This window comes from Pontibacter populi (genome assembly GCF_040278685.1).
Taxonomy (GTDB): Bacteria; Bacteroidota; Bacteroidia; order Cytophagales; family Hymenobacteraceae; genus Pontibacter; species Pontibacter populi.
Window position 1 is genome coordinate 170,125 of sequence record NZ_JBEOKT010000005.1, and the last position, 22,791, is coordinate 192,915.

Sequence of the window (22,791 nt, forward strand, 5' to 3'; positions counted from 1 at the left end):
TTGATAAATCAAACTGTAAATTTGCACTTTAGTATTTCTACAGCCACTATGCTACAGAATTTTAAAGCAATCAGCCTGTCTTACAAGAAAGCGCCGCTGGATATCAGGGAACTGATTGCCTTAGATGAAAACTCATGCAGGCAATTCCTTCAGACGCTCAAGGATTTTATCCAGGCGACTGATATACTGGTACTTTCTACCTGCAACCGCACCGAAGTTTATTATAACTCCGATACTGACTTTAGCCAGGAAATTGTAAAGCTACTTGGCATCACAAAAGGCATCAGTAACATCTCCAGCTATTTCGATTACTTTACTATCCTGAATGAGCACAACGATGCTGTACAGCATTTGTTCGATGTTTCTATGGGATTAGAGTCGCAGGTAGTGGGTGATATGCAGATATCTAACCAGGCAAAACAGGCGTACCAGTGGTCAGCGGATAACGATACAGCCGGTCCGTTCCTGCACCGCCTGATGCACACTATCTTCTTCACTAACAAGCGTGTAGTTCAGGAAACGTCTTTCCGCGATGGGGCTGCATCTACTTCATACGCCGCTGTGGAGTTAATAGAAGAACTGACTGCTGATATAGTTGACCCGAAAATACTGGTTGTTGGCTTAGGTGAGATTGGTGCCGATGTGTGCCGCAACCTGAAAGACAGCAGCTTTACCGATGTTAAAATTACCAACCGTACACTTGCCAAGGCGCAACACCTGGCCGATGAGTGCAACATGCAGGTGCTTCCTTTTGAAGATATAGTACAGGGATTAAAAGAAGCTGATGTGATTATCTCTTCCGTTGCCCGCGAAACGCCATTCTTCACAAAAGAAATGATCAAGCGCCTGGACACCCTGACGTTCAAGTTCTTTATTGATCTGTCGGTGCCACGTAGCGTGGAGTCTGATGTGGAAACTATACCGGGTGTGCTGCTTTATAATATAGACACCATCCAGAACAAGGCATCTGAAGCACTGCAGCAACGCATCAATTCTATCCCGAAAGTAAAAGCTATCATTGCCGAATCTATAGAGCAGTTCAACGACTGGTCGAAAGAGATGGTAGTATCGCCAACTATAAATAAGCTAAAAAACGCGCTGGAAAGTATTCGCCAGGAAGAAATAGCGCGTTATGTTAAAAAGCTTAACCCCGATGAAGTGAAGCACATAGATAACATTACCAAATCTATGATGCAGAAGATCATTAAGTTACCTGTGTTACAGCTGAAAGCTGCCTGTAAGCGTGGCGAGGCCGAAACACTTATTGATTTATTGAACGACCTTTTCAACCTTGAAAATCAATCTGAAGAGATTCAATTATAAGACTATATAAATAAGTGAATAGCTTATTTTTTTTAGTGAATGAAAAAGACCAAAGGCATCCGTTAGCTTACTAAAAGCAAAAACGGATGCCTTTGGTCTTTTCAGATCAAACTGACTTAACAGAATGTAGAGGTATTAGATATCAATACAGCACTCTTCCAGGCAATCAATCACATCAATAAGTTTAGGGATCGAAAGCGAGTAATAGATCTTAGTACCAACTTTAAACGAGGAGAGCACACCTTTATCTTTTAGCGTGATCAGGTGCTGACTAGCTATTGCCTGTGGCAAATTCAGATACTTATATATCTCAGTTACAGTCATTTTCTCCTCCTTACCCAGCAGGTCGACTATAGCCAGTCTTTTAGGGTGAGCCAATACTTTTAGCATGGCAGCCGCCTTATCTATCTTCTTTGATTCAATTCGAGATAACAAACTTTTCATAATTTAAAATTATACCTAACAGTTTCTACATTATTTTACTATCCTATTCATAATAAGATATATACGAGGCTTACGTTATTTGGCTGAACTGTTTACCAGCATTTTTTTAACTTCGCCACATGGATACTTATCACGTGATCGGTTTAATGTCTGGCACCTCTCTGGATGGCCTCGACATTGCGTATTGTAGACTTACGTATAAAAACAAAAATTGGATATATAATATACTTAATGCTGAAACTTTAGCTTACGACCCGTGTCTAATTGACTCTCTCCGTGGTGCCGAAACAGCCGGTGCACAGCAACTAATTGAACTTGACCATTCTTTCGGGAAATACATGGGCGAACAGGTACAACAATTTATAGTTCGCCACAACCTGAACCCCGATTTTGTAGCATCGCACGGGCACACCATCTTCCATCAACCAGAAAAACATATTTCTTTACAGATCGGAAATGGCGCCTACCTGGCTGCCCATGCTAAATTACCTGTAGTCTGCGATTTCCGAACGCTCGATATTGCCTTGGGAGGTCAAGGTGCTCCATTGGTACCTATCGGCGACGAGCTGCTTTTTTCGGACTATGATTATTGCCTGAACCTGGGTGGCATCTCCAATATCTCTTTCAACCATAACGGTCAACGCATCGCGTATGATATATCGGCCTGCAATATGTTGCTGAACACGCTCGCCAACGAAGCCGGCCTAAACTATGATGAGGATGGAAAACTGGCCCGATCCGGCAAAATGAATGCACAACTGTTGGAGAAACTTAATGCTCCTTCATATTTCAGTCAGCCTTACCCAAAATCGTTAGGCAAAGAATGGGCACTGCAAAACAGTCTGCAAACTATAGCTGAGAGCCCGGCAACTATAGCCGATAAACTACACACCACCTGCCACCACATCGCGCAGCAAATAGCCAAAGCACTGCAGCCGGCTAACTATAAACAGCGGCTGCTGGCAACAGGTGGTGGTGCTTTTAATTTATACTTAATGGAGCTGCTACAAGAGTATGCCGGCGACAACTATAGCATAGAAGTACCTTCTCCTGAGATCGTTTCTTTTAAGGAAGCGTTGGTATTTGCTTTTTTAGGCGTGCTGCGATGGCGAAACGAAACCAATAGCCTGCAAACTGTAACCGGCGCCAGCCGCAACAGTGTGGGCGGCGGCATTTATATGGGGTGACCTGTACGCTCAACACTTATTTTGTACCTTTGCACCACAACCCGAATAACATAGATCAACATGAAAGACCTGCTCGCGAAATTCGAGAATAAAAGACCTGAAATAGTTTTTGAATGGAAAGATGCTGAAACCGAAGCCGAAGGCTGGATAGTTATAAACTCGCTGCGTGGCGGTGCTGCCGGCGGTGGTACCCGTATGCGCAAAGGCCTGGATAAGCGTGAAGTAGAATCGCTGGCGAAGACCATGGAAGTTAAGTTTACCGTTTCCGGTCCGGCTATAGGTGGTGCAAAATCAGGTATCAACTTCGACCCTGCCGACCCGCGTAAACGTGGCGTGTTGGAGCGCTGGTACAAAGCCGTTATTCCGTTGCTTAAAAGTTACTATGGCACCGGTGGCGACCTGAATGTGGATGAGATACACGAAGTAATTCCGATAACAGAAGACTATGGTTTATGGCACCCACAGGAAGGTGTAGTTAATGGTCACTTTCATGCTACCGAACCTCAGAAAATAAACAAAATAGGCCAGCTGCGCCAGGGTGTGATCAAGGTTATCGAAGACCCGAACTATACGCCATCTGCTGCACGCAAGTATACCATAGCCGATATGATCACGGGTTATGGTGTGGCTGAAGCTGTTCGTCATTACTATAGCATATGGGGTGGCCAGTTTGAGGGCAAGCGCGCTATTATACAAGGATGGGGAAATGTGGGAGCTGCGGCAGCTTACTACCTAGCGGCAAAAGGTGCCACTATAGTTGGTATCATCGACAGAGCCGGCGGCTTGATAAAACCGGAAGGCTATAGTTTTGAGGAGATACAGGAATTGTTCTTTAAACGTGAAGGCAATGCGTTACGCGCCGAAAACATGCTTCCTTTTGAAGAAGTGAATAACCGTATCTGGTCTGTAAATGCTGAGATATTTATCCCGGCGGCTGCATCTCGCCTGGTAACCAGAAACCAACTACAGCAAATGATCAGCAGTGGTCTGGAAGTTATTTCGTGTGGCGCCAACGTACCATTCCAGGATCCGGAGATATTCTTTGGTGCCACTGGCGAGTTTGCCGACCAGAACGTAGCTGTAATACCTGATTTTATTGCCAATTGCGGCATGGCGCGCGTGTTTGCTTATTTAATGGAGAGCGAAGTGGAGATCACTGATGAAGCCATCTTCTCTGACATCTCTAAAACGATAGCCCGCGCTCTCGAGAAAACGCATGCTAAAAGAGCAGCAACAACTGAGATCGCTAAAACATCTTTCGAAATTGCTTTAAGCCAGTTACTATAATATGGATTTAACCTCTTGGAGAGAAATACTACAATACGAGTTCCTGGGTAACTCTGTCACCAATTACCTGTGGTTTGTGGGCATCCTGCTGTTTGGCTTCATCTTTAAAACGATGTTGTCTAAGCTGGTTTCTACTGTTTTATACAAGCTTGTTAAACGCTTCTGGCACGAAGATAATCTGCCAACTTTCAGGAAGTTACTGATACAACCACTGGAAGTACTGCTATTCCTGGTATTCCTGTATTTTGCATTTCAGGTGCTCGATTACCCCATGGACCCAAGTGAGATCCGCAAAGGTGATCCGTTCCTGAAAACATTCTTTTTCCGGACGTACCAGGTCTTTGTGATAGTTGCACTTACGTGGGTGGTGCTACGCCTAGTAGACTTTGTTGGACTTATTTTCCAGCACCGTACAGAGCGCACAGCATCTAAAATGGATGACCAGTTGGTACCTTTCTTTAAAGATTTCTCTAAAGTAATGGTCGTGATATTCTCTATCATGGTGATGCTGGGAACGGTTTTTGGCGTGAATGTAGCAGGTTTGGTTGCTGGTCTGGGCGTAGGTGGTCTGGCCATCGCTTTTGCAGCAAAAGAGAGTTTAGAGAACCTGCTGGCATCTTTTACCATCTTCCTCGATCATCCGTTTGTTGTCGGCGACTTGGTTGAAGTGGGCGGCATAACCGGAACTATAGAAAAGATCGGTTTCAGAAGTACACGTATCCGTACCCTGGAAAAGTCGTTTGTAACGGTGCCTAACAAGAGCATGATCGATAAGCCGCTGAATAACCTTACACTGCGCACCTTCAGGAGAGTACAGTTCGACCTCACACTGACCTATGATACCTCTTCTGCACAAATAAGGGCTATTGTTACAGATTTACAGCAATTTATTGATAGCCATCCCAATACAAACCAGGATGGTGTCGTACGCTTTCAATCGCTGGGCTCAAGCTCTAAAAATGTAATGGTACTTTACTTTGTAGAGTCGATGGATTGGAACGAGTATGTAAACATTAAGGAGGAAATTACTTACAAAGTGGTGGAGATCGTAGAGCGGCATGGCGCTGAATTTGCTTTCCCTACACAAACGTTACACTTCCAACCCGGAGTGGCCCCTGCTCGGCCAGCAAACACCCTGGTACCTGAAAAGAGCAAAGCCTCAGACTTTGAGTAACTATAAATAAAAAAGCCGGAGAAGCTCCGGCTTTTTTTTCACCCTTATATCTTTTGTCTGTCCTACATCAGACGTTACAGGCTCCGCAGTTCAATAGAACCAAAGCAGGAACCTATCATTTAATAAAACCTTATCCCTACAAAAACCACATTCACTCAGGAATTGTAGTTTTGATTTACTTAACGCACCAATAGCACCTTAGTTACAATTTATTTATAATTTTTTCGTTATACCCACCTTACACGCATGTAAACACACCTAAATTATATGCAAACATAAAATAGAATTTTTACAATATAGAAACATCTGATTTAAGCTATCCTGGCAGTTGTAGTTGCGGGCAGGTAAGTGGATCTGGCAATAATTTAGTAACAGCCTGTGTTACACGCACAGCATGATTTATAGCTTTAAGCTGTTGCAAACTATAGTTTAATTGAAATCGAAGTACTCCCCTTCTTCCAGTTCTACGGTCTTCTCTTTTTTAACCGGCTTCTTACCTTTCAGTATCTGTTTAATTTCGAGGCCTTCTTCCTTTAGGTCATCTTTAATTTTGGCACGCACGCGGTCATCGTCATAGGCCAGTTTAAAGTTGCTTTCTTTGCCTTTCAGCGTCAGGAAAAGCATGCTGTTTCCGGCATCAGGGTCTTCGGCAACTACGCCAAACACGGCATCCTTATCGGGGCGGCGCTTCTGAAACAGGGGCATCTTAATTTTATAGTCCATGTCCTGGTCAAAAGTGTGCGTGCCTGAAATGGAAACAGAGGGGAGCGGCGACAGATTGGTGCGGATATCCATCTCCGGAATGTAAATGGTGCGCTCCTGGATATAAAAGTTGTTGTGCAGTTCCGAGAAGCGCATATTGGCCAGTTCTGAGCGCTTCACAAAAGCCGACATCTTTTGCATAGGCGCAAAGTTTATAAGCTGACCGTTGCGCACAGTTGCTTCTATTTCGGCCTGCAGCAGGTTGGTCTTCGGGTTAAGCTGGCTATCGAGGTATACATCAGAAATAATATTTGCCGTAAGACTGCCTTTCAGGTTGCGGTCGAGGATAAAGTCCTGGTTAAAGTTCTCGAACACATAGAACAGGCTGTCTACGCTCAGGTTATTGATTTTACTGGCAGTGCTGACTTTTATGTGGTTGCGCTGGCTGGCATCGATACTCCCCCGAACAGCAAAGTTACCGCCCAGTGTGTTAACAGAAATATTAGGTGTTGTGATGACCTGATTCTTGAGTGTTAGCTCACCTTTTATATTCTCGCCCTTAAACCTCCGGAACTGCATCTTTTTAACAGTTGCCCCTAAGTTAAACGCAATGTTCGGCGATACTTCCAGGCGATAACCAGAGTCGCTTTTACGGGCACTGGCTGGCGTGTTCTGTTTCTCGCTCAGTAGTTGATCGAAGTTCAGGTAGTTGCTGCTGAAGTCGGCGTCAACAAACAAACGTTGATTATCGAGCAGCAGCCAGGCCATTACGTTGTTAAACATCCCGTTCAGCACAAAATCCGACTCGCCTAGTTTGCCTTTAAAATCAGATACAGCCACATCATTGTGCTTAAAAATAAAGTTGCCATTCATCCCATTTACCGGCAACGGCAAATCGCTCAGGTTAAGGCTAACGTTGTGCAGCGTAATGTCTCCGGATGTGTTAACCGTGCTGTTTCCCGGACGGGCTTTAAACTCATTGAAATTACCCGAGAACGCGATCTTTACATCGGCCAAGCCGCTTCCGCTACGCACCTCATCAAGCTGCAACAGCCCCAGCACATAAGCCACATCTACCATGCCGCTAAGGTCGAAAGCTATAGTTGGGTTGTTAAAGTTTTTGTAAGACACATTGCCGGAAAACGGCCTGTTGTTCAGCGAGCCTTTCAGGTTCTTCAGTGCCAGTGCAGATGTGGATGCATTCTGATTGCTGCCGTTGGTAAAGCTTCCTTCAAAGCTCAGTTTCTCTACACGCTGGTTTACATCCGGATGATAGAAGGTGGCATTGCGGCAGCCAAAGCTGAACGTTATTTCAGGATTGCGCTTACTTGACGCCTCCCCTTTTATAGTTCCACTAAAGTAAACGTCCCCTTCAGAACGGTACTTGTTAAATTCTTTGGTTATATGCTGTGGCAACAACGACAACATCGACTGTATACTGGTGTTCTTGCCCTGCAATGTCAAGTCAAGGTCTGTAGATCTGGCAAAATCTATAGTTCCGGCCACTTCATAAGCGGCGTTCTCTACATTTATCACCGACGGCTCCAGTGCTATCGTTTTCTTCAGCCTGTCGATCTGCAGGGCAGTATTCAGCGTTATACGTTTGCCTTTAAAGTATTCACCGGAGCCAACTTTTATGGTATTTATAGTTGCATCGCCATCAGCTTCTACGCCGATAGTTTCAGTGGAGATAGCTAAAGCGGCCTGTAGCTGGTGTGCATTTATTTCGTAAGTCTGGTTAAGCTTAAGGTCGGTATAGTTTATCTGAACGCGGTTCAGGTCTATCTGCTCCAGGTTAAAAGCGAAATCACCGTCTTCGGTTGCTGTTGTATCTGTTTTGATGATCTCATAGTTTACGCTGCCATCCTGCAGCACTTTTATGTAAATGGTACCGTCTTCAAGGTACAGCTCATTTACATTGTACTTGCCACGCAGCACATCCCAGATACTGAAGGTAAAATATAGTTTGTTAAGCTTTGCCAACGATTCAGTACTTTCCGGCACGCCTTCCATCACATTCACCTTATCCAACGACACGGCTACCTGCGGAAACTTATCAAAAAGCGAAAGCGAGATCTTCTCTACATCCACCTTTGTTTTAATGTGCTTGTTGGCTTCCGTTACAAAAAGCGTAATGATCTTATCTTGATATACATACACCAGCGTAAAGGCTATACCTATAACAGCAACTATAGAAACAGCTGCATAAAATAGCACTTTTTTAACAAGACCTTTTTGCTTCAAGAGAATTATCAGATTTTAAGCATCTTACAAAAGATAAAGGTACAGTAGTAATCACAGGCGAACAATAGGTATCGGAGCTCAGAAAAAAAATTGTTAAAATTTTTTTCAAATGTTTTGCAGTTACAAAAAAAGCCCCCATATTTGCATCATCAAACGGGGACAACAGGTCAACGAAACGATAAAACGGGGTGTTAGCTCAGCTGGTTCAGAGCACCTGCCTTACAAGCAGGGGGTCACTGGTTCGAATCCAGTACGCCCCACAAAGGACAACTCAAAAAGTTGTCCTTTTTTTATGTCCATACTTTTCGAAGAAGCTAACTCTTTTACTCTTCCAACTATAGTTTAACGCCTTACTACATACAATAGTATAATATCCTGATTTACACTTGATTGTTGAGTAGAATTTTTATACTGGAAGTTTTACATCACATCAGTTCTCTCCTTTGAAGAGAGTTCCTACCCTCAAGACAGGAGCGGGAGTTTTGTCTGAATCAGGATTTACAGGATTAACGGATTGACAAAATTTAGACCTAGCAGCGTGCGCAGCTCCTGCTAGTGTCTGGGTCATAGTTCTATAGGTGCAGTTTAACATCCCCCTTCGCCCCCTTCAAAGGGGGACTTTCGGCCTTTGCTATAGTTGAGGTTATAGTTCTATAGTTAAATTCCATCCGTAGGGACAGGTCGCGACCTGTCCCTACGGAAATATATTGCTGATAAATCTCGAAGCTTATCAGTAAAACTACAGATGCTGGTTGCTATGAGAAATTTCTCAGTCTTTGGGTTGAGCGCCTTGTGAATATCTGGTGCCGCAGGCATTGCGACGTAGGAGCAAAAGAGATTCGCACAGCGCGATGCCCAAAGACGGGGCCTCCCGGCCATGAGGGCACTAAAGCGGGATTGAAACGATAGGTAAATGAAGCTCCCAGGATTAATGGTGATTTGAAAGGATAGCTAAGTTTAAGAGGCAAAGAATCAAACTATAGAACTCAGAATTCTCATGTTGTTCGAAATGACATGAAGTAAACTTGCACTTCTGCGCGAACTATACTTTACTTAAGAATGCCTCATGCAGCTTTAACACCTGCGGAATAAGAAGCTGTTTATCGTCGTTATAGACAATGTGCTGGGCACGCGCCATTTTCTCTTCTTCTTGCAGCTGCTTGCCAATAATAGCTTCTATATCCTGCTGGGTGCGGTGGGTATCGCGTTGTAGCAAGCGCTTTATGCGTACATCCATCGGGGCAAACACAGCTATAATTTCGTCCATCTGTCGCCATGCTTCCGATTCGTACATCAGAGCTGCTTCTTTAACAATATAAGGTGCTGAGTTATTTGCTGCTACCCAATCGCTAAAATCTTTGGCAACGTGCGGGTGTACAATGCTATTGAGCAAGGCAAGCTTCTGAGGGTCGTGAAAGGCAGTTTTGGCAAGATAGGCTCTGTTCAGCTCACCATCTTCGGTGTAACTTCCTGTTCCAAAAGCATCGGTTAGTTCCTGCTTCAGGGCTTCGTCGTGGCGCATTACCCATTTGGCGCGGGTATCAGCATCATAAATCGGGATACCTAGCAAGGCAAATATGCGGCAAACCACTGATTTGCCTACACCTATGCCTCCGGTTACTCCAATCTTTAGCATGTTATCGTTGCAGGATAACTTTTACACGCTGCGGTGAAAGCGTTACTTTACGTACACCAACTGGTTTCTGTATAAGTTCGGGTACTATAGTAGAGTCCTGTGGGTTAAAGTTGGCAAAGTTGAGAACAGCCTTGAACGATTCGCGGTTTAGTAACGAAACAGAATCCTCGAAAAGCTGATAACGCACTATGATAGAAGCAGGCTGTAACGTTACTTCTCTGCCTTGAGGCACATTTACCAGTTCAGGTAACAGTTGGCGTTCCTCCTGCACTAAATTTTTAATGGTTATAGTTGCTTCTGTCTCCTCGATGTTTGCTTTCACCAACTCCTGGTTTGTAAAGTTTACCGGCACCTCTACTTTTGCAGATTCTCTCAGGTTAGTGTTCGGGAGACGTACCAGGTAAGGACTTGGAATTTTATTAACTATAGTTGACGGGCCAACAAATGTGATGGAGTCAGGGGAAAGCTTTACAGGCCCCGATACCTCAAAGCCATCTGTGGCCAGCTTTTGTTTTGGGTCTACCTGTAATGGAACAGTACGCGTTACTTTCGAGTCGAAATTAAAGGACAGGGTATCTGTTACTACAAAATTAAGTTGCAGGCCATCCATCGCGTTTACAAGCGCAGGGCGCAGGGCCGAACCTAACAGGTAATTATTGCGGGGAAGGTTACGGATATAGATCTCTGCCGGTTGCACTTCCAGGCGAAGTGTTTTACGCAGCAGTTTCCACCCTTTGGCAGTTACGTTAACAAGCACTTCTTCTGGCAGCGGTTTTACCGGTACCAGCTGTTGTTCGTTATAAATAAACTTTATAGGGTACGTAGTTTGGGTAGAGTAGCTTTTGTTAAGCGCATTCAGCATCCAGAAAGTAGAAGCCGCCACAAAACAAAGCAGCACTACTCGCCAGTACTGCTTTGTTTGTGGCCTGAATGGCTTCAGGAACCATACTACTATATTTCTGACTGCTTCAAAAGGCAATGGTCGCTAGCTAATTTGGTTGCTGATTTAACTTTGCTGTAGCTTCTGTAGAGATAGCAGATTTGTCGAATGTCAGTCGGACTCCTTTATCTACTTCTACTACCACAGTATCATCTTCCACGGCAACCAGTTTGCCATGCAGTCCGCCTATAGTTACTACAAACATCCCTTTTGTCAGTTCTTCACGGAATTTCTTCTGGTCTTTAGCCTTTTTCTGCTGCGGACGGATCATGAAAAAATAAAACACAAGGATGATAGCGCCAAACATTAACAACTGGGGCATTAAGCCACCATCTTGTCCGGCCTGTAAGAGTAAGGTCTGCATATTATGTTATAAGGGTCGTATTAGTTTCTTTTTACCGGGCCGTCAGCACCTGCTGTAGGTATTGTGCTGGCCTCTACTGTACCTTTAAGAGATACCTGTGTAATGTTAGGCTCAGTGTTGGCACGTATAGTTACCATTGGCGCCTGCTGACCATATTTACCAGTGCTGTTAAACTGCACTTTAATTTCGCCGGTCTGGCCAGGAGCAACAGGTGTTTTTGTCCACTCAGGTACAGTACAACCGCAAGATGCCGAAGCATTCTCGATGATTAACGGCTCTTTACCTGTGTTTGTAAATGTAAAGGTATGGTTAACAACCTCGCCCTGCTTTACAGTACCAAAATCGTAAACAGTTTCTTTAAACGACATGGCCGGAGCATTTGGATTAGCTGCGGTTGTAGTAGCAGCCGTTTGCTCAGTTGTGGCAATGTTCGGGTTATCTACAGTAGCCTCGGTTGCAGGGGCAATAGTTGCCACATCGCTTCCGGTAGTTGCTGCTGTATCAGTAGCATTGTTTTCGGTGCAGCTGGTAGCCATCAGGGCCACAGCCATTGCAAATGATAAAATCAGGTTCTTTTTCATACTATAATAACGACTGATTAATAAGTTATAGTTTAGATATGATATTCTGAGCGAATTCCATAGTTCCGGCTTTACCACCTAAGTCGCCGGTGCATTCTTCTTTGTTTGCCAATGTAGCATCCAGAGCTGCTTCTATTTTATAAGCCTGCTCTTTCAGATCAATGTGATGCAGCATCATAATAGCTGAGCGCAGTAAAGCAGTAGGGTTAGCTATGCCTTTGCCGGCAATATCCGGCGCTGAGCCGTGTACAGCTTCAAAAATAGCCATATCGTCGCCAATGTTAGCACCGGCAACCACACCAAGTCCGCCAACTAAACCAGCACACAGGTCTGAAAGTATATCGCCAAACAGGTTAGTTGTTACAATAACGTCAAACTGCTCCGGTTTTACAACCAGCTGCATGCACATGTTGTCAATGATCTTGTCATCAGCCTGTATATGCGGGTATTGCTTAGCCATATCATTGAACACACCCAGGAACAAAGCACCTGCGCCTTTCAGAATGTTAGCTTTGTGAACAGCTGTTACTTTTTTGCAACCATGCTTATCGGCATACACAAAAGCAGCTTTTATTATCTTCTCGCAGCCTAAGCGTGTTATGCGGGCCACAGAGTCAGATATCTGCAGGCGCTCATCAAACATCTCCAGGCCAGAATATAAGCCTTCAGTGTTTTCACGGAACAGCACCGAGTTTACGTTCTCGAACCTGGTTACCAGACCTTTCGTGGTCTTGGCTGGGCGCACGTTCGAGTATAAATCAAACTTTTGGCGTAACTGCACATTCACACTTTTAAAGCCTTTACCAACCGGAGTAGTAATAGGTCCTTTAAGTGCTACTTTATTTTTTTCTAAAGAGGCGATCAGTGTAGCTGGTATCAGTTCCCCGATAGCATCAAACGTTGTTTGTCCGGCATTCTCTTCTTCCCAGGTTACGGGTACATTGGCTGCAGCAAAAATCGCTTTTACAGCTTCTGTAATTTCCGGGCCTATTCCATCACCAGGAATAAGTGTAATTTGTCTCATACCTATATTTCTTTCCGGCTATTTATTTCGTTTATCAGTGAGTCTACATCACCAAGCAGTTTTTCAGCTTTGCTCTTAGCATCCTCTATCACGCGCTGACCTTCGGTTCTGGCACTGGTTGGCAGGTTCTCGCCTTTGGCAACCAGCTGCTCCAGCAAGTCAGAAAGTGTGTCGCGGTATTTCTCAAGTCGGTAGCTAAGCCAGCTGCGTGTTTCCTGGCCCTTTTCAGGAGCGAACAAAATGCCCGCTGCAGCACCTACTGCGGCGCCGGATACAAAAGCCAGCATGGCGGTTGTTTTCTTACCCATAGTTGTATATGCTAATATATCGGATTCTATTTATTTACTCTCCTTACGACATTTCGGGCTAAATGGTAGCCCGGGCATAAAACTTATTTGTTATCAATAAGTCCTCGACCCGATTTGCGTATTTCTCCTTTATTCACAAGCTCCTGAGCCATTTTATCAAGCACACCGTTTATAAACTGCTTACTCTTTGGCGTGCTATAGATCTTTGAGATCTCGATGTACTCGTTTATAGTTACCTTAACAGGAATGCTTCGGAAAATGTACATTTCGCTGAGAGCCATCTTAAGGATGATCTTATCCAGCAGTGCCACGCGTTCCACATCCCAGTTCTGTACGCTTCCCGCTATCATACCTTCATACTTCTCGCTTTCCTGCAGGGTTTGCTCATAGAGCTCTTCAAAAAAGGCCTTGTCATCTTCCCAGTTCGGCGACAGGTCCAGCAGCTTCACATCTTCTGCGTTGCCTTCGGCTTCTTCACCAAACATTTTAAGGGTTTTGTTTACAAGACTCTTCACGATGGCTTTGTTCTCAGCCCAGTTCAGATCCTGCTCTTCAAACAAAGATTGTAAAGTTTTTTCTTTAAAGATAATGTTTTTATAAATATGTTTCACCAGCTCAAAGTCGTCAGAAAGCGACGGCGAAGGGTTTTGCAGGTAAGCCAGGAATACTTCGTCCTGCTTAATTACGGTTCTGTAAACCTGTGCTATTTCACTAACATCGGAGCCCCAGCTAATGTTGCGGCGGTTGACATGCTGCTGATAAGATTTGTTATCCAGGATGCGGTGCACCAACTGGTTGCGCAGGAACTGCTTTACGTCCGGGCCTTTAGCTTCTGTAAAGCGCTTGCTTCTTTTCTCTTCCTCTTCTTTTACCAGTTCTGTTAGTACGCCCATTAGCTGCAGATTGGCCAGGTAATGGTCGTAAATGCGCTCAACAGCGATCAGCATCTGGTCGTGGTAATAGCGGCGGTCTTTCTTAGATTGGTTCTGGTAGGAAACTATAGCTCTGTTTACCGCATTCACTATTTCTTTGTCTGCATCTTCCGCATCGAACTGGCGCTTCTCGTACCACTCTTTAAAAAGCAGCGTTGCGATCTGCTTTTGTCCTTCGAGTAGTTTTCTGTCCTGCACTTCCATCGCGTTAAGATCTGGTGCAAAATCTTCTCCTATCTGGTCCAGTGCCAGCAAATAGTCAGAACCTTCGGCCTGCATATATGCATAAATTGCCTGCATGGCTTTAATTCGTAGTGTTCTGCGGTTAAGCATAATTAATTGTATAAAGAACGTGTCGTGACTGTAAAATTATAGTTGTGTGCCGGGCACAATGTGTAACTATACGCATACTGCAAAGCAAGTAGCCTATAACACAATTTGGTATGGTATGTTTAAAGTAAAAGTGCCACAATTACTGCAGCACTTTTACTTTATTTATTGGGTTAGCAAGGCAATCAGCTATTAGTACTTAGACTTTATTTTGCTGATGCTGGTGATACGCTTCTCAGCCATTTTCATAGCTGCCAGCTGGTTGTGCATACCTTCTTTCTCAGCCAGGTCAAAGATATCCAGGGTGTAACCATAGATACGCTCTGTCTGGGCGTACGCGCTTTCGCGGTTGTAGCCCTGTAGCTCAGAGTATACGTTTATCAAACCACCTGCATTTATCAGGAAGTCTGGTGCGTAAATAATGCCTTTTTCAACAAGAGCCGGTCCGTGCACGTTCTCATCGCGTAGCTGGTTGTTTGCGCAACCTGCAATTACCTGGCACTTTAGTCTGTCAATTGTATTATCGTTTACAGTTGCACCAAGCGCACATGGCGAGTAGATATCCACATCAAGATCATAGATCTCATCCATGCTTACTACTTTAGCACCATACTTGTTAGAGATCTCGCGCAGACGATCTTCATAGATATCTGTGATAAAGATCTGTGCATTTTCTTTTGCAAGAAGCTCTACCAGGTAACCACCAACGTGGCCAACCCCCTGTACAGATATTTTCTTACCTTCTAATGAGTCAGAACCGAATGCTTTTTTAGCAGCCGCTTTCATACCCATATACGTACCGTAAGCCGTTACCGGAGAAGGGTCTCCGCTACCGCCCATCGCCTCTGGCAAACCAGCTACGTGATCTGTTTCCATCTTGATGTACTCCATATCCTTTGTAGTGGTTCCTACGTCTTCAGCTGTGATGTAAGCACCGTTCAGGTTCTTTACAAAACGGCCATAACGGCGCATTAACGCTTCAGATTTATCTTTTTTGGCATCGCCGATGATAACTGCTTTACCACCGCCCAGGTTCAGACCAGAGATAGCCGCTTTGTAGGTCATACCTCTTGAAAGACGCAGCACATCGTTCAGCGCTTCGGCATCAGAAGCATAAGACCACATACGTGTACCGCCCAGTGCAGGACCTAATACCGTATTGTGGATACCGATGATAGCCTTCAGGCCTGTATCGTGGTCATGGCAGAAAACAACTTTCTCATGATTGTATTCTGAAATCTGACCGAAGATAGATGATGTGTCTTTCTTCAGTTCTACTTCTTTAATTTCGACCATTTATGAAATTGGTTTAGTGTTATTCTATCTTTGTGCTGAAGCGTGCAGCCAGCTACTCTCTTTCGCGCTGCAAAATTAATTCTTTTTTTGATTTATTCAATTTGTACTTTGCATCTCATCGTAAAAGGCCTTAGGCTTTAATAACTTACCGTGAAATCTTTACGCTACTTAAATAAATACCTGCTCAAGTATAAATTCCGTCTCCTGTGGGGGTTGGTTTTTATAGTTATATCCAACTTTTTCCAGATACTGCCTGCACAGGTCGTACGCTACGCCTTTAACCTGATAAAGGAAGGCATTAACCTGCACAACCTCTACGATGGAATGGAGCAGCAGGCAATGATATATGATATTTTTGCCAGCAGCATTCTGGTTTATGGAGTTGTTATATTAGTTATGGCGCTGCTGCGGGGCATATTCCTGTTTTTTATGCGCCAAACTATAATTGTGATGAGCCGCCTGGTTGAAAACGACCTGAAGAACGAAATTTACGAACACTACCAGAGCCTACCCCTCAGCTTTTACCGCAAGAACAACACCGGCGACCTGATGTCGCGCATATCAGAAGATGTAAGTCGTGTGCGTATGTACCTTGGTCCTGCTATTATGTATGGCCTTAACCTGGTAGTACTTTTCCTGATGGTAATACCCTATATGCTGTCGGTGAACGTGAAACTGACGATGTATACCCTGATTCCGTTGCCTATTTTGGCTATCAGCATTTACTATGTTAACAACATTATTGAGCGTAAGTCTGATGAGATACAGAAGAGCCTTTCAGGTATAACCACGTTTGTGCAGGAAGCTTTTTCAGGCATCCGGGTACTCAAATCGTTTGTGCGGGAAGATGACTCGCATAACAACTTTACCACAGCCAGCAATGTGTATAAAGACAAGTCGTTGGACCTTAACTTTGTAAACTCGCTTTTCTTCCCACTTATCCTTTTCCTGGTTGGCCTGAGCACGATTATTACCATTTATATTGGCGGACAGGAGGTAATAAACGGAACTATAACTACGGGTAACATCGCCGAATTTATCATTTACGTGAACATGCTTACCTGGCCGGTTACCTCATTGGGCTGGACGGCCAGTCTGGTGCAACGGGCAGCTGCATCACAGGCGCGTATCAATGAGTTCCTGCATACCAAAAACGACATTGTTTCCCGTGAAAATATCATCAAAGAGATAAAAGGCGATATCCAGTTCGAGAATGTTGACTTTATTTACCCGGACACCAATATTCACGCTCTGAAGCATGTATCGTTCAGTATAAAACACGGCGAAACACTGGCTGTAATTGGCAACACCGGCTCAGGCAAAAGCACGATTGCTACGTTACTGCCGCGCATGTACGATGTAACCAGCGGCCGTATTCTGATAGATGGTGTGGACGTGCGCGACTATAATATCGAAAGCCTACGAAGCCAGATCGGGTATGTACCCCAGGATGTGTTTTTGTTCTCCGATTCTATCCGCAACAACATTGGCTTTGGCCTGCCAACTATAACCGAAGAGCAAATGGTACAGGCCGCTAAAGATGCTGACGTGTACGAAAATATCATCCGCTTCCCGGAGCAGTTCGACACGAAGCTGGGCGAGCGCGGCATTACCTTATCAGGCGGGCAAAAACAGCGTGTTTCTATAGCCAGAGCGCTGGTGCGTGAGCCACGTATCTTAATCCTGGATGATTCGCTATCGGCTGTAGATACCAAAACGGAGAATGCTATCCTGAACAGCCTGCGCCGCATTATGGCCAATCGTACTTCCATCATTATTTCGCACAGGGTTTCGTCGGTTAAGCTGGCGGATAGGATTCTGGTACTGGATGATGGCGCGATCATACAACATGGCACGCACGATGAACTGATCAGGCAGCAAGGCTTGTACAAAGAACTATACGAACGACAGTTGCAGACAGAAGAGTTGGAGTAAATGTCTGAATCAGGATTTTAGGATTGGCAGGATTTAGACCTAACAGCGTGTGCACCTGCCCGGAAGCATTTCGGGGCTCCTGCTAGTGTCTGACTTATAGCTCTATAGCTTCCGTTGGTCATCCCCCCTGCCCCCTTCAAAGGGGGACTTTCAGCCTTTGCTATAATTTGAGCTACAGTACTATAGTTACAATATAAGAGTCAAACTTTTATTTGAAAAGCCACTGAAAAGCCTTTAAAAAATTATACCCGGGGCTATAAGAATTATACTTGTAGCACTTTGGAGGAATTTTTTAGAGCAGATTCTGTTATAGATACGTATAGGTTAATCTACGAAACTATAAAACGCTCTATATATGGCTATTGACTTACAGCAAATCGGAAAGAGATTCAGGTTTTACACGCATCTGAACGAGTTGGAAATGGACGACCTGAAAGCGATGACAGGCAGCGATGAAGAAACGCTGAACCATATTTTAAACGGCTCTAACATTGTGCTTGATGAGTTGGTAGCGATCGTAAAACATTTCCCAGACCTGAACCCACAGTGGCTTATTTATGGCGAGGGCAGCATGTTTAAACCTAAAGTTAACGGCGAATGCCACGATACGCCAAAGAATTGCCTGAAAAAAGACAAGGCCGCCTACCTGCTACAAATGAAGAACATGTTACTTGAGTTGGATGCCGCTGAAGTTGCCAAAGGCCACCACGCCGATGTAGATGCCTTAATGAGCAAACTGAATGAACTTAAAGCGAAAGCAACTGAATAGATTGTTACTGTTGGGGCTGTGCCTGCTGCTTACTGCTGATACCGTTCAGTATAAGCGAAACTGTAAATAGATTCTTATTTCATTAACTCTACTTCACACACACATCGGAATCCCACTTTATCGGATGGGGAGGTGTATAGTTGACTGTCGGTTATTTTGGAATTGCTGAGTTCATCTTTCCAACTTCCTCCTTTGGCTATGCCTTTCTCGGCTACCATTTCGGCTACGTTGCCCAGTATATTGAAAAGGCCATAATCATTGGGAATACCACTATAAACATAAGCTGGCGTCCGGAATTGTAAAAAGTATGGCAGCGGGCGCTTTACATTTAATGGCTGGTCGTGTACTTCCGTTTCTTTTAAATCCTGCTCTATCTGCGCTACAGATTTTGGCTCTACCGTCTTTTTAGCAATAAAAGATGCTGCCTTAGGGTTAACTTTATACCTTACATTCAATCCTGTATAGCTGGAAAAAGGGAGTTTCTTCTTATCCAGCCCACCAGCAGCTATAACTTCCCACTCCTGCTCTGTTGGCAACCTATAGTTTATTTTTAATTTTTGTTTACTCTTCTGATTTGTGTTATGCTGCGCTGTCACCACTTTAGAGCGCCATTTACAATAAGCCACAGCCTGCTCATGACTTACACCAACTACAGGATAATACAGATACTCGGGATGATAAAAGTAAGATGTTATGGGTTTTATACCTTCAGCAGGGGAAAGGCCATAGTAATAGTAGTCACTCTTGTTTAGTTTGATTACTGATGTATCTGGCAACAAATTTAGTTCGTGAAAAAGTACTGAATCACGGTTTATATAATACATAAATTCCTGCCAGTGGATATTAGCGACTTCAGTTTCATCGGCATAAAGTTGAAGCGGACCGATGTAAACTGCTCCTGGCACAGGATTCCCTTTTATACTATCTAAAGACCGGCCAACTATAACTTTTTGTATAGTTGTCCATTGCGCTTTTGACTGAGCTTTTCTTTCTTTTTTCGTTAGGTTAAGCGTATCTGACCACTTCTTACTTCCTTCTATAATTAACTCATTTTCATTAAAGCCGCCATAGTTGTATTCAGGATCAAAATAGCCGTAGCCTATCGGGTAACCAGTGGTAGTACTTACAACAGTTCCACGAACTGAACTCGGATATCTGTAATAACACGATACTGAAAACACGTTTATCACGATCAGCAGAAGAAAACTATAGTTGCGCATAGGCTATAGTTGTTTTTGAGCAGAGATACCGTTCAGTATAAGCGAGACTGTAAATAACACATCCTGCTCTATTTTGGCGAAATTTATAGTTGGCAGCTGCTGGTAAAAAACACGTTCAAACTCATCGAACTGGATCAGGTCTTTAACCACCATAATAGAATAGCCTACACGCTCGGCTTCGCAGGGTCTAAACACACCTTTATCAATGCCGTCTTTTATAACGGTAGCATAGTAGTTCGTTTCCTTGGCCCTGGATTCGGCAAAAAGTTTCTGGAACAAACTGCGGGTTTCTATCAGTACTTTTATGGAGATGGTGTGCTGTGTTACGATCTTCTGATAATAGCGCAGCGAGGATTGAATGTAGAGTAAAAGCTGTTTATGCGGATCGGGTTCCTGCTCGGCAATCTTCTTCAGTCGGTACAAGCTATCCTTCCACTCCTGCGAGAAGGCCTCTATAAACAGTACTTCCTTGCTTTTGTAGTAGTAGTATAAGGTGGGTTTTTTCAGGCCGATGGCATGGGCAATATCATCAAGCGTGGCTTTGCTGTAGCCTAGTCTCCCGAACACGGATTTAGCTGCGTCCAGTATCAGCTCTCGTTTTGCGTCTGCTTTTTTGCCCAAAGTATCGTTAACCAGTTAATATCTGCCTTATCAAATATAAGCGATTATTCTATAGTTACAAGCTACAGGCTATTTCTTAACCGGCACTTCTACTATGCCTTTGCGATCCGACGGAAACCACTCTACATAAAAGTTTTCCAGGTTCAGCTTTTCTTCTTCGGCATAATCAAACAGAGAAGTATATAGCTTGCCCGGACCCACCATATAATGCGCGTCTACTTCGCTGCGTACTACTTTGCGGCCACCCGGCACGCGCAGCAGTTTGTATCCTTCCGGTAGTTTTACAGTGGAGTCTTGTATTACAAGCCCGATAAAAGCCTTGATAGAATCTTTTTTGGTTTCCGGACTATTATAGTACACGTTCCCTAGTATGCCGGTCAGTTGTTTAGAGTCGCGGATTTGTGCGGCCTTCCTGAAAGCGTTCCCGAAAGCTTCGTCGTTTACGGTACCTTCAAAAGGCTGACCTGCCAGTAGCAGAGGCTCCGAAGTGGTAACAGTTACAGTTGGGCTACTAAAACCACCCAGATAGGCATAAATACCAACACCGATGGCAACCACTACGGCCACAGCCACTACAAATTTCTTGCTCATATATTGATCATGTTCTTATACTGCATCTGGTATAGTTGGGCGTAGTAGCCGTTATGCCGCAGCAGTTCTTCGTGGTTACCCACTTCTTTAATCTCGCCCCTATCCAGCACTATTATCTTATCTGCTTTTTGAATGGTGCTCAGACGGTGCGCAATAACTATAGATGTACGGCCATGCATCAGCTGGTCGATGGCGTACTGTATCAGTTCTTCGGTTTCGGAGTCAACGCTGGAGGTGGCCTCGTCTAAAATGATGATCTCTGGATTGTAAACCATGGCCCGCACAAACGAGATAAGCTGCCGCTGCCCTACCGACAGGGTTGCTCCCCGCTCCATTACCTGGTAGTGCAGCCCACCAGGTAATCGTTCTATAAATTTGCGGGCTCCCACTAAATCAGCGGCGCGCCACATCTGCTCTTCGGTAATGCTTTTGTTGCCCAGGCTAATGTTGTCGGCTATACTTCCGGAGAACAGGAAAACATCCTGCAACACAACGCCAATATGGTGGCGCAACACACTCAGGTCGTATTCTTTTATGTCGTGTCCGTCAACTATAATGTGGCCTTTGTTAATTTCGTAAAAACGGTTGAGCAGGTTGATGATGGATGTTTTACCGGCTCCGGTTGCACCTACAAAAGCAACAGTTTCGCCGGCTTTTACATCAAAAGAGATATCGCGCAGCACCCATTCTTCTTCGTTATAAGCAAACCATACATTCTCGAAACGCACATTGCCTTTTATCTTCTCCGGTGTATAATCCCCGTTATCAGCGATCATTTCTTTGCTGTCCAAAAGGCGCATTAAACGTTCGGTGCTAACTACGCCCAGTTGCAAGGTGTTAAAGCGGTCAGCTATCATGCGGATAGGGCGGAAGAACATCTGAATGTAAAGGATAAAGGCCATCAGCGTACCCAGCGAAGTATCGTCATCAATCACACCGTGCGCACCATACCACACCAGCAAGCCGAGGCCAGCTGCACCAATAATTTCGGCTACCGGAAAGTAAACGCTATAGTATAAAACAGACCGGATATTGGCGCGGGTATGCTCTTTATTGATCTCTTTGAACTTGTCCATCTCGCGCTTCTCGTTGTTAAAGATCTGCACGATGCTCATGCCGGTAATATGTTCCTGCACAAATGAGTTAAGTCGGGCCACAGCGGTGCGAACTTCCTGAAAGGTGTCTTTTATCTTCTCTTTAAAGATGTAGGTACTGATGAGCATGATCGGGAAAGTAGAAAGGCTGACAAGTGCCAGTTCCCAATCGATGTAAAACATGAAGCCAACTATAAATACCAGCTGCAGGATATCACCTATCATAGCGGCCAGGCCTTCGCTAAACACATCAGACAGGGTTTCTACGTCCGATACATTGCGGGTTACGAGTGTACCGATCGGTGTGCGGTCAAAGAATTTAAGGCGAAGCTCCAGAATGTGGCGGTATAGTTTGATGCGGATATCGCGGACCACATGCTGCCCCAACCAGCCGGCAAAATAGGTATGTAAATACTGAACGATAGCATGCACCACCAGCAGCACACCCAGTATCACGAACATCTTGTTCAGGCCTTGCCAGTCGCCCTGTAGTATCTCGTTATCAACCGTGTATTGTATCAGGAAGGGGCGAACGGCGGCCAGTATAGCTGAGGCGAAAGTCAGGAATACGATAAAGTAGAAAATGCGTACGTGTGGCTTCACAAACTCAAAGAGCCGCTTCAGCACATCTGCATCGAATACTTTGCCTGTATTTTTAGGTTTGTCTTCCAAAATCTGCGAGTAGTAAAAACGTATAAATGTGGCCCCCGCGCTTGCGTGTGCAGGCATCTATACTTAACCAGTCGCAAAGGTAAGTGTTTTTAACGGACTAAAGCAGTCGTAATTTTG

The 22,791-nt window shown here is 44.5% G+C and carries 20 protein-coding genes and 1 tRNA gene; 7 read left to right on the plus strand and 14 right to left on the minus strand.

From position 1 onward, the window contains the following. Positions 1-48 precede the first annotated feature (48 nt). A complete protein-coding gene (gene hemA, locus ABS362_RS07275) occupies positions 49-1,323 on the plus strand; it encodes a glutamyl-tRNA reductase (protein WP_350411736.1) in 1,275 nt (424 codons plus the stop codon). 135 nt (positions 1,324-1,458) lie between these two features. Here hemA and ABS362_RS07280 read toward each other — a convergent pair whose 3' ends face one another. After that, entirely contained in the window at positions 1,459-1,767 is a 309-nt protein-coding gene (locus ABS362_RS07280; protein ID WP_162347343.1) for an ArsR/SmtB family transcription factor, read from the minus strand. 119 nt (positions 1,768-1,886) lie between these two features. On the opposite strand from ABS362_RS07280, the gene ABS362_RS07285 reads away from it, so the two are divergent. The 3 genes from ABS362_RS07285 to ABS362_RS07295 are packed head-to-tail and all read left to right on the plus strand — an operon-like array spanning position 1,887 to position 5,415. After that, the gene (locus tag ABS362_RS07285) at positions 1,887-2,954 is read left to right on the plus strand and encodes an anhydro-N-acetylmuramic acid kinase (RefSeq protein WP_350411737.1); all 1,068 of its coding nucleotides are present in this window, start codon (positions 1,887-1,889) and stop codon (positions 2,952-2,954) included. 60 nt (positions 2,955-3,014) lie between these two features. Next, entirely contained in the window at positions 3,015-4,241 is a 1,227-nt protein-coding gene (locus ABS362_RS07290) for a Glu/Leu/Phe/Val dehydrogenase dimerization domain-containing protein (RefSeq protein ID WP_350411738.1), read from the plus strand. Between the two features lies 1 nt (position 4,242). Continuing rightward, positions 4,243-5,415 (plus strand): mechanosensitive ion channel family protein, encoded by a 1,173-nt coding sequence (locus tag ABS362_RS07295; RefSeq protein ID WP_350411739.1) that lies wholly within the window; start codon positions 4,243-4,245, stop codon positions 5,413-5,415. 429 nt (positions 5,416-5,844) lie between these two features. On the opposite strand, the gene ABS362_RS07300 is transcribed toward ABS362_RS07295, so the two are convergent. Beyond that, the gene (locus ABS362_RS07300) at positions 5,845-8,334 is read right to left on the minus strand and encodes an AsmA-like C-terminal region-containing protein (protein WP_350411740.1); all 2,490 of its coding nucleotides are present in this window, start codon (positions 8,332-8,334) and stop codon (positions 5,845-5,847) included. A gap of 212 nt (positions 8,335-8,546) precedes the next feature. Here ABS362_RS07300 and ABS362_RS07305 point away from each other — a divergent pair. Beyond that, a tRNA-Val gene (locus tag ABS362_RS07305) sits at positions 8,547-8,621 on the plus strand. A 782-nt stretch (positions 8,622-9,403) separates the two neighbouring features. Here ABS362_RS07305 and coaE read toward each other — a convergent pair. The 8 genes from coaE to ABS362_RS07345 all read right to left on the minus strand — a co-directional run bounded on the left by coaE (position 9,404) and on the right by ABS362_RS07345 (position 15,772). Then, positions 9,404-9,997, minus strand: coding sequence for a dephospho-CoA kinase (gene coaE, locus ABS362_RS07310; protein ID WP_350411741.1), 594 nt, complete (start codon positions 9,995-9,997; stop codon positions 9,404-9,406). 1 nt (position 9,998) lies between these two features. Continuing rightward, complete coding sequence (locus ABS362_RS07315) at positions 9,999-10,976, minus strand: hypothetical protein (RefSeq protein WP_350411742.1); 978 nt, start codon at positions 10,974-10,976, stop codon at positions 9,999-10,001. 10 nt (positions 10,977-10,986) lie between these two features. After that, on the minus strand, positions 10,987-11,301 hold the full coding sequence (gene yajC / locus ABS362_RS07320; protein ID WP_350411743.1) for a preprotein translocase subunit YajC: 315 nt from the start codon (positions 11,299-11,301) through the stop codon (positions 10,987-10,989). A 20-nt stretch (positions 11,302-11,321) separates the two neighbouring features. After that, a complete protein-coding gene (locus ABS362_RS07325) occupies positions 11,322-11,882 on the minus strand; it encodes a DUF1573 domain-containing protein (RefSeq protein ID WP_350411744.1) in 561 nt (186 codons plus the stop codon). A 25-nt stretch (positions 11,883-11,907) separates the two neighbouring features. After that, complete coding sequence (locus ABS362_RS07330; protein ID WP_350411745.1) at positions 11,908-12,906, minus strand: isocitrate/isopropylmalate dehydrogenase family protein; 999 nt, start codon at positions 12,904-12,906, stop codon at positions 11,908-11,910. Positions 12,907-12,908: 2 nt separating this feature from the next. Beyond that, entirely contained in the window at positions 12,909-13,214 is a 306-nt protein-coding gene (locus ABS362_RS07335) for a YtxH domain-containing protein (RefSeq protein ID WP_350411746.1), read from the minus strand. 83 nt (positions 13,215-13,297) lie between these two features. Next, positions 13,298-14,446 carry a transcription antitermination factor NusB gene (nusB, locus tag ABS362_RS07340; protein WP_350411747.1) on the minus strand — a complete coding sequence of 383 codons (1,149 nt, stop codon included), beginning with the start codon at positions 14,444-14,446 and terminating at the stop codon, positions 13,298-13,300. Positions 14,447-14,668: 222 nt separating this feature from the next. Beyond that, positions 14,669-15,772, minus strand: a complete 1,104-nt coding sequence (locus ABS362_RS07345) for a Glu/Leu/Phe/Val family dehydrogenase (RefSeq protein ID WP_350411748.1) — start codon at positions 15,770-15,772, stop codon at positions 14,669-14,671. A 150-nt stretch (positions 15,773-15,922) separates the two neighbouring features. Here ABS362_RS07345 and ABS362_RS07350 point away from each other — a divergent pair, with 150 nt between their 5' ends. Together ABS362_RS07350 and ABS362_RS07355 are read left to right on the plus strand one after the other, a co-directional pair. Beyond that, entirely contained in the window at positions 15,923-17,707 is a 1,785-nt protein-coding gene (locus tag ABS362_RS07350) for an ABC transporter ATP-binding protein (protein WP_350411749.1), read from the plus strand. Positions 17,708-18,062: 355 nt separating this feature from the next. After that, entirely contained in the window at positions 18,063-18,476 is a 414-nt protein-coding gene (locus tag ABS362_RS07355; RefSeq protein WP_350411750.1) for a hypothetical protein, read from the plus strand. Between the two features lie 74 nt (positions 18,477-18,550). Here the strand turns inward: ABS362_RS07355 and ABS362_RS07360 are convergent, their stop codons facing one another. The 4 genes from ABS362_RS07360 to ABS362_RS07375 form a co-directional block, all read right to left on the minus strand. After that, positions 18,551-19,696, minus strand: a complete 1,146-nt coding sequence (locus ABS362_RS07360; protein WP_350411751.1) for a formylglycine-generating enzyme family protein — start codon at positions 19,694-19,696, stop codon at positions 18,551-18,553. A gap of 3 nt (positions 19,697-19,699) precedes the next feature. Beyond that, positions 19,700-20,317 carry a TetR/AcrR family transcriptional regulator gene (locus tag ABS362_RS07365; RefSeq protein ID WP_350411752.1) on the minus strand — a complete coding sequence of 206 codons (618 nt, stop codon included), beginning with the start codon at positions 20,315-20,317 and terminating at the stop codon, positions 19,700-19,702. 69 nt (positions 20,318-20,386) lie between these two features. Then, a complete protein-coding gene (locus ABS362_RS07370) occupies positions 20,387-20,908 on the minus strand; it encodes a GyrI-like domain-containing protein (RefSeq protein ID WP_350411754.1) in 522 nt (173 codons plus the stop codon). Next, positions 20,905-22,731 (minus strand): ABC transporter ATP-binding protein, encoded by a 1,827-nt coding sequence (locus ABS362_RS07375; RefSeq protein ID WP_350411755.1) that lies wholly within the window; start codon positions 22,729-22,731, stop codon positions 20,905-20,907. Before ABS362_RS07375 ends, ABS362_RS07370 begins: the two co-directional genes overlap by 4 nt. Between the last annotated feature and the right edge of the window lie 60 nt (positions 22,732-22,791).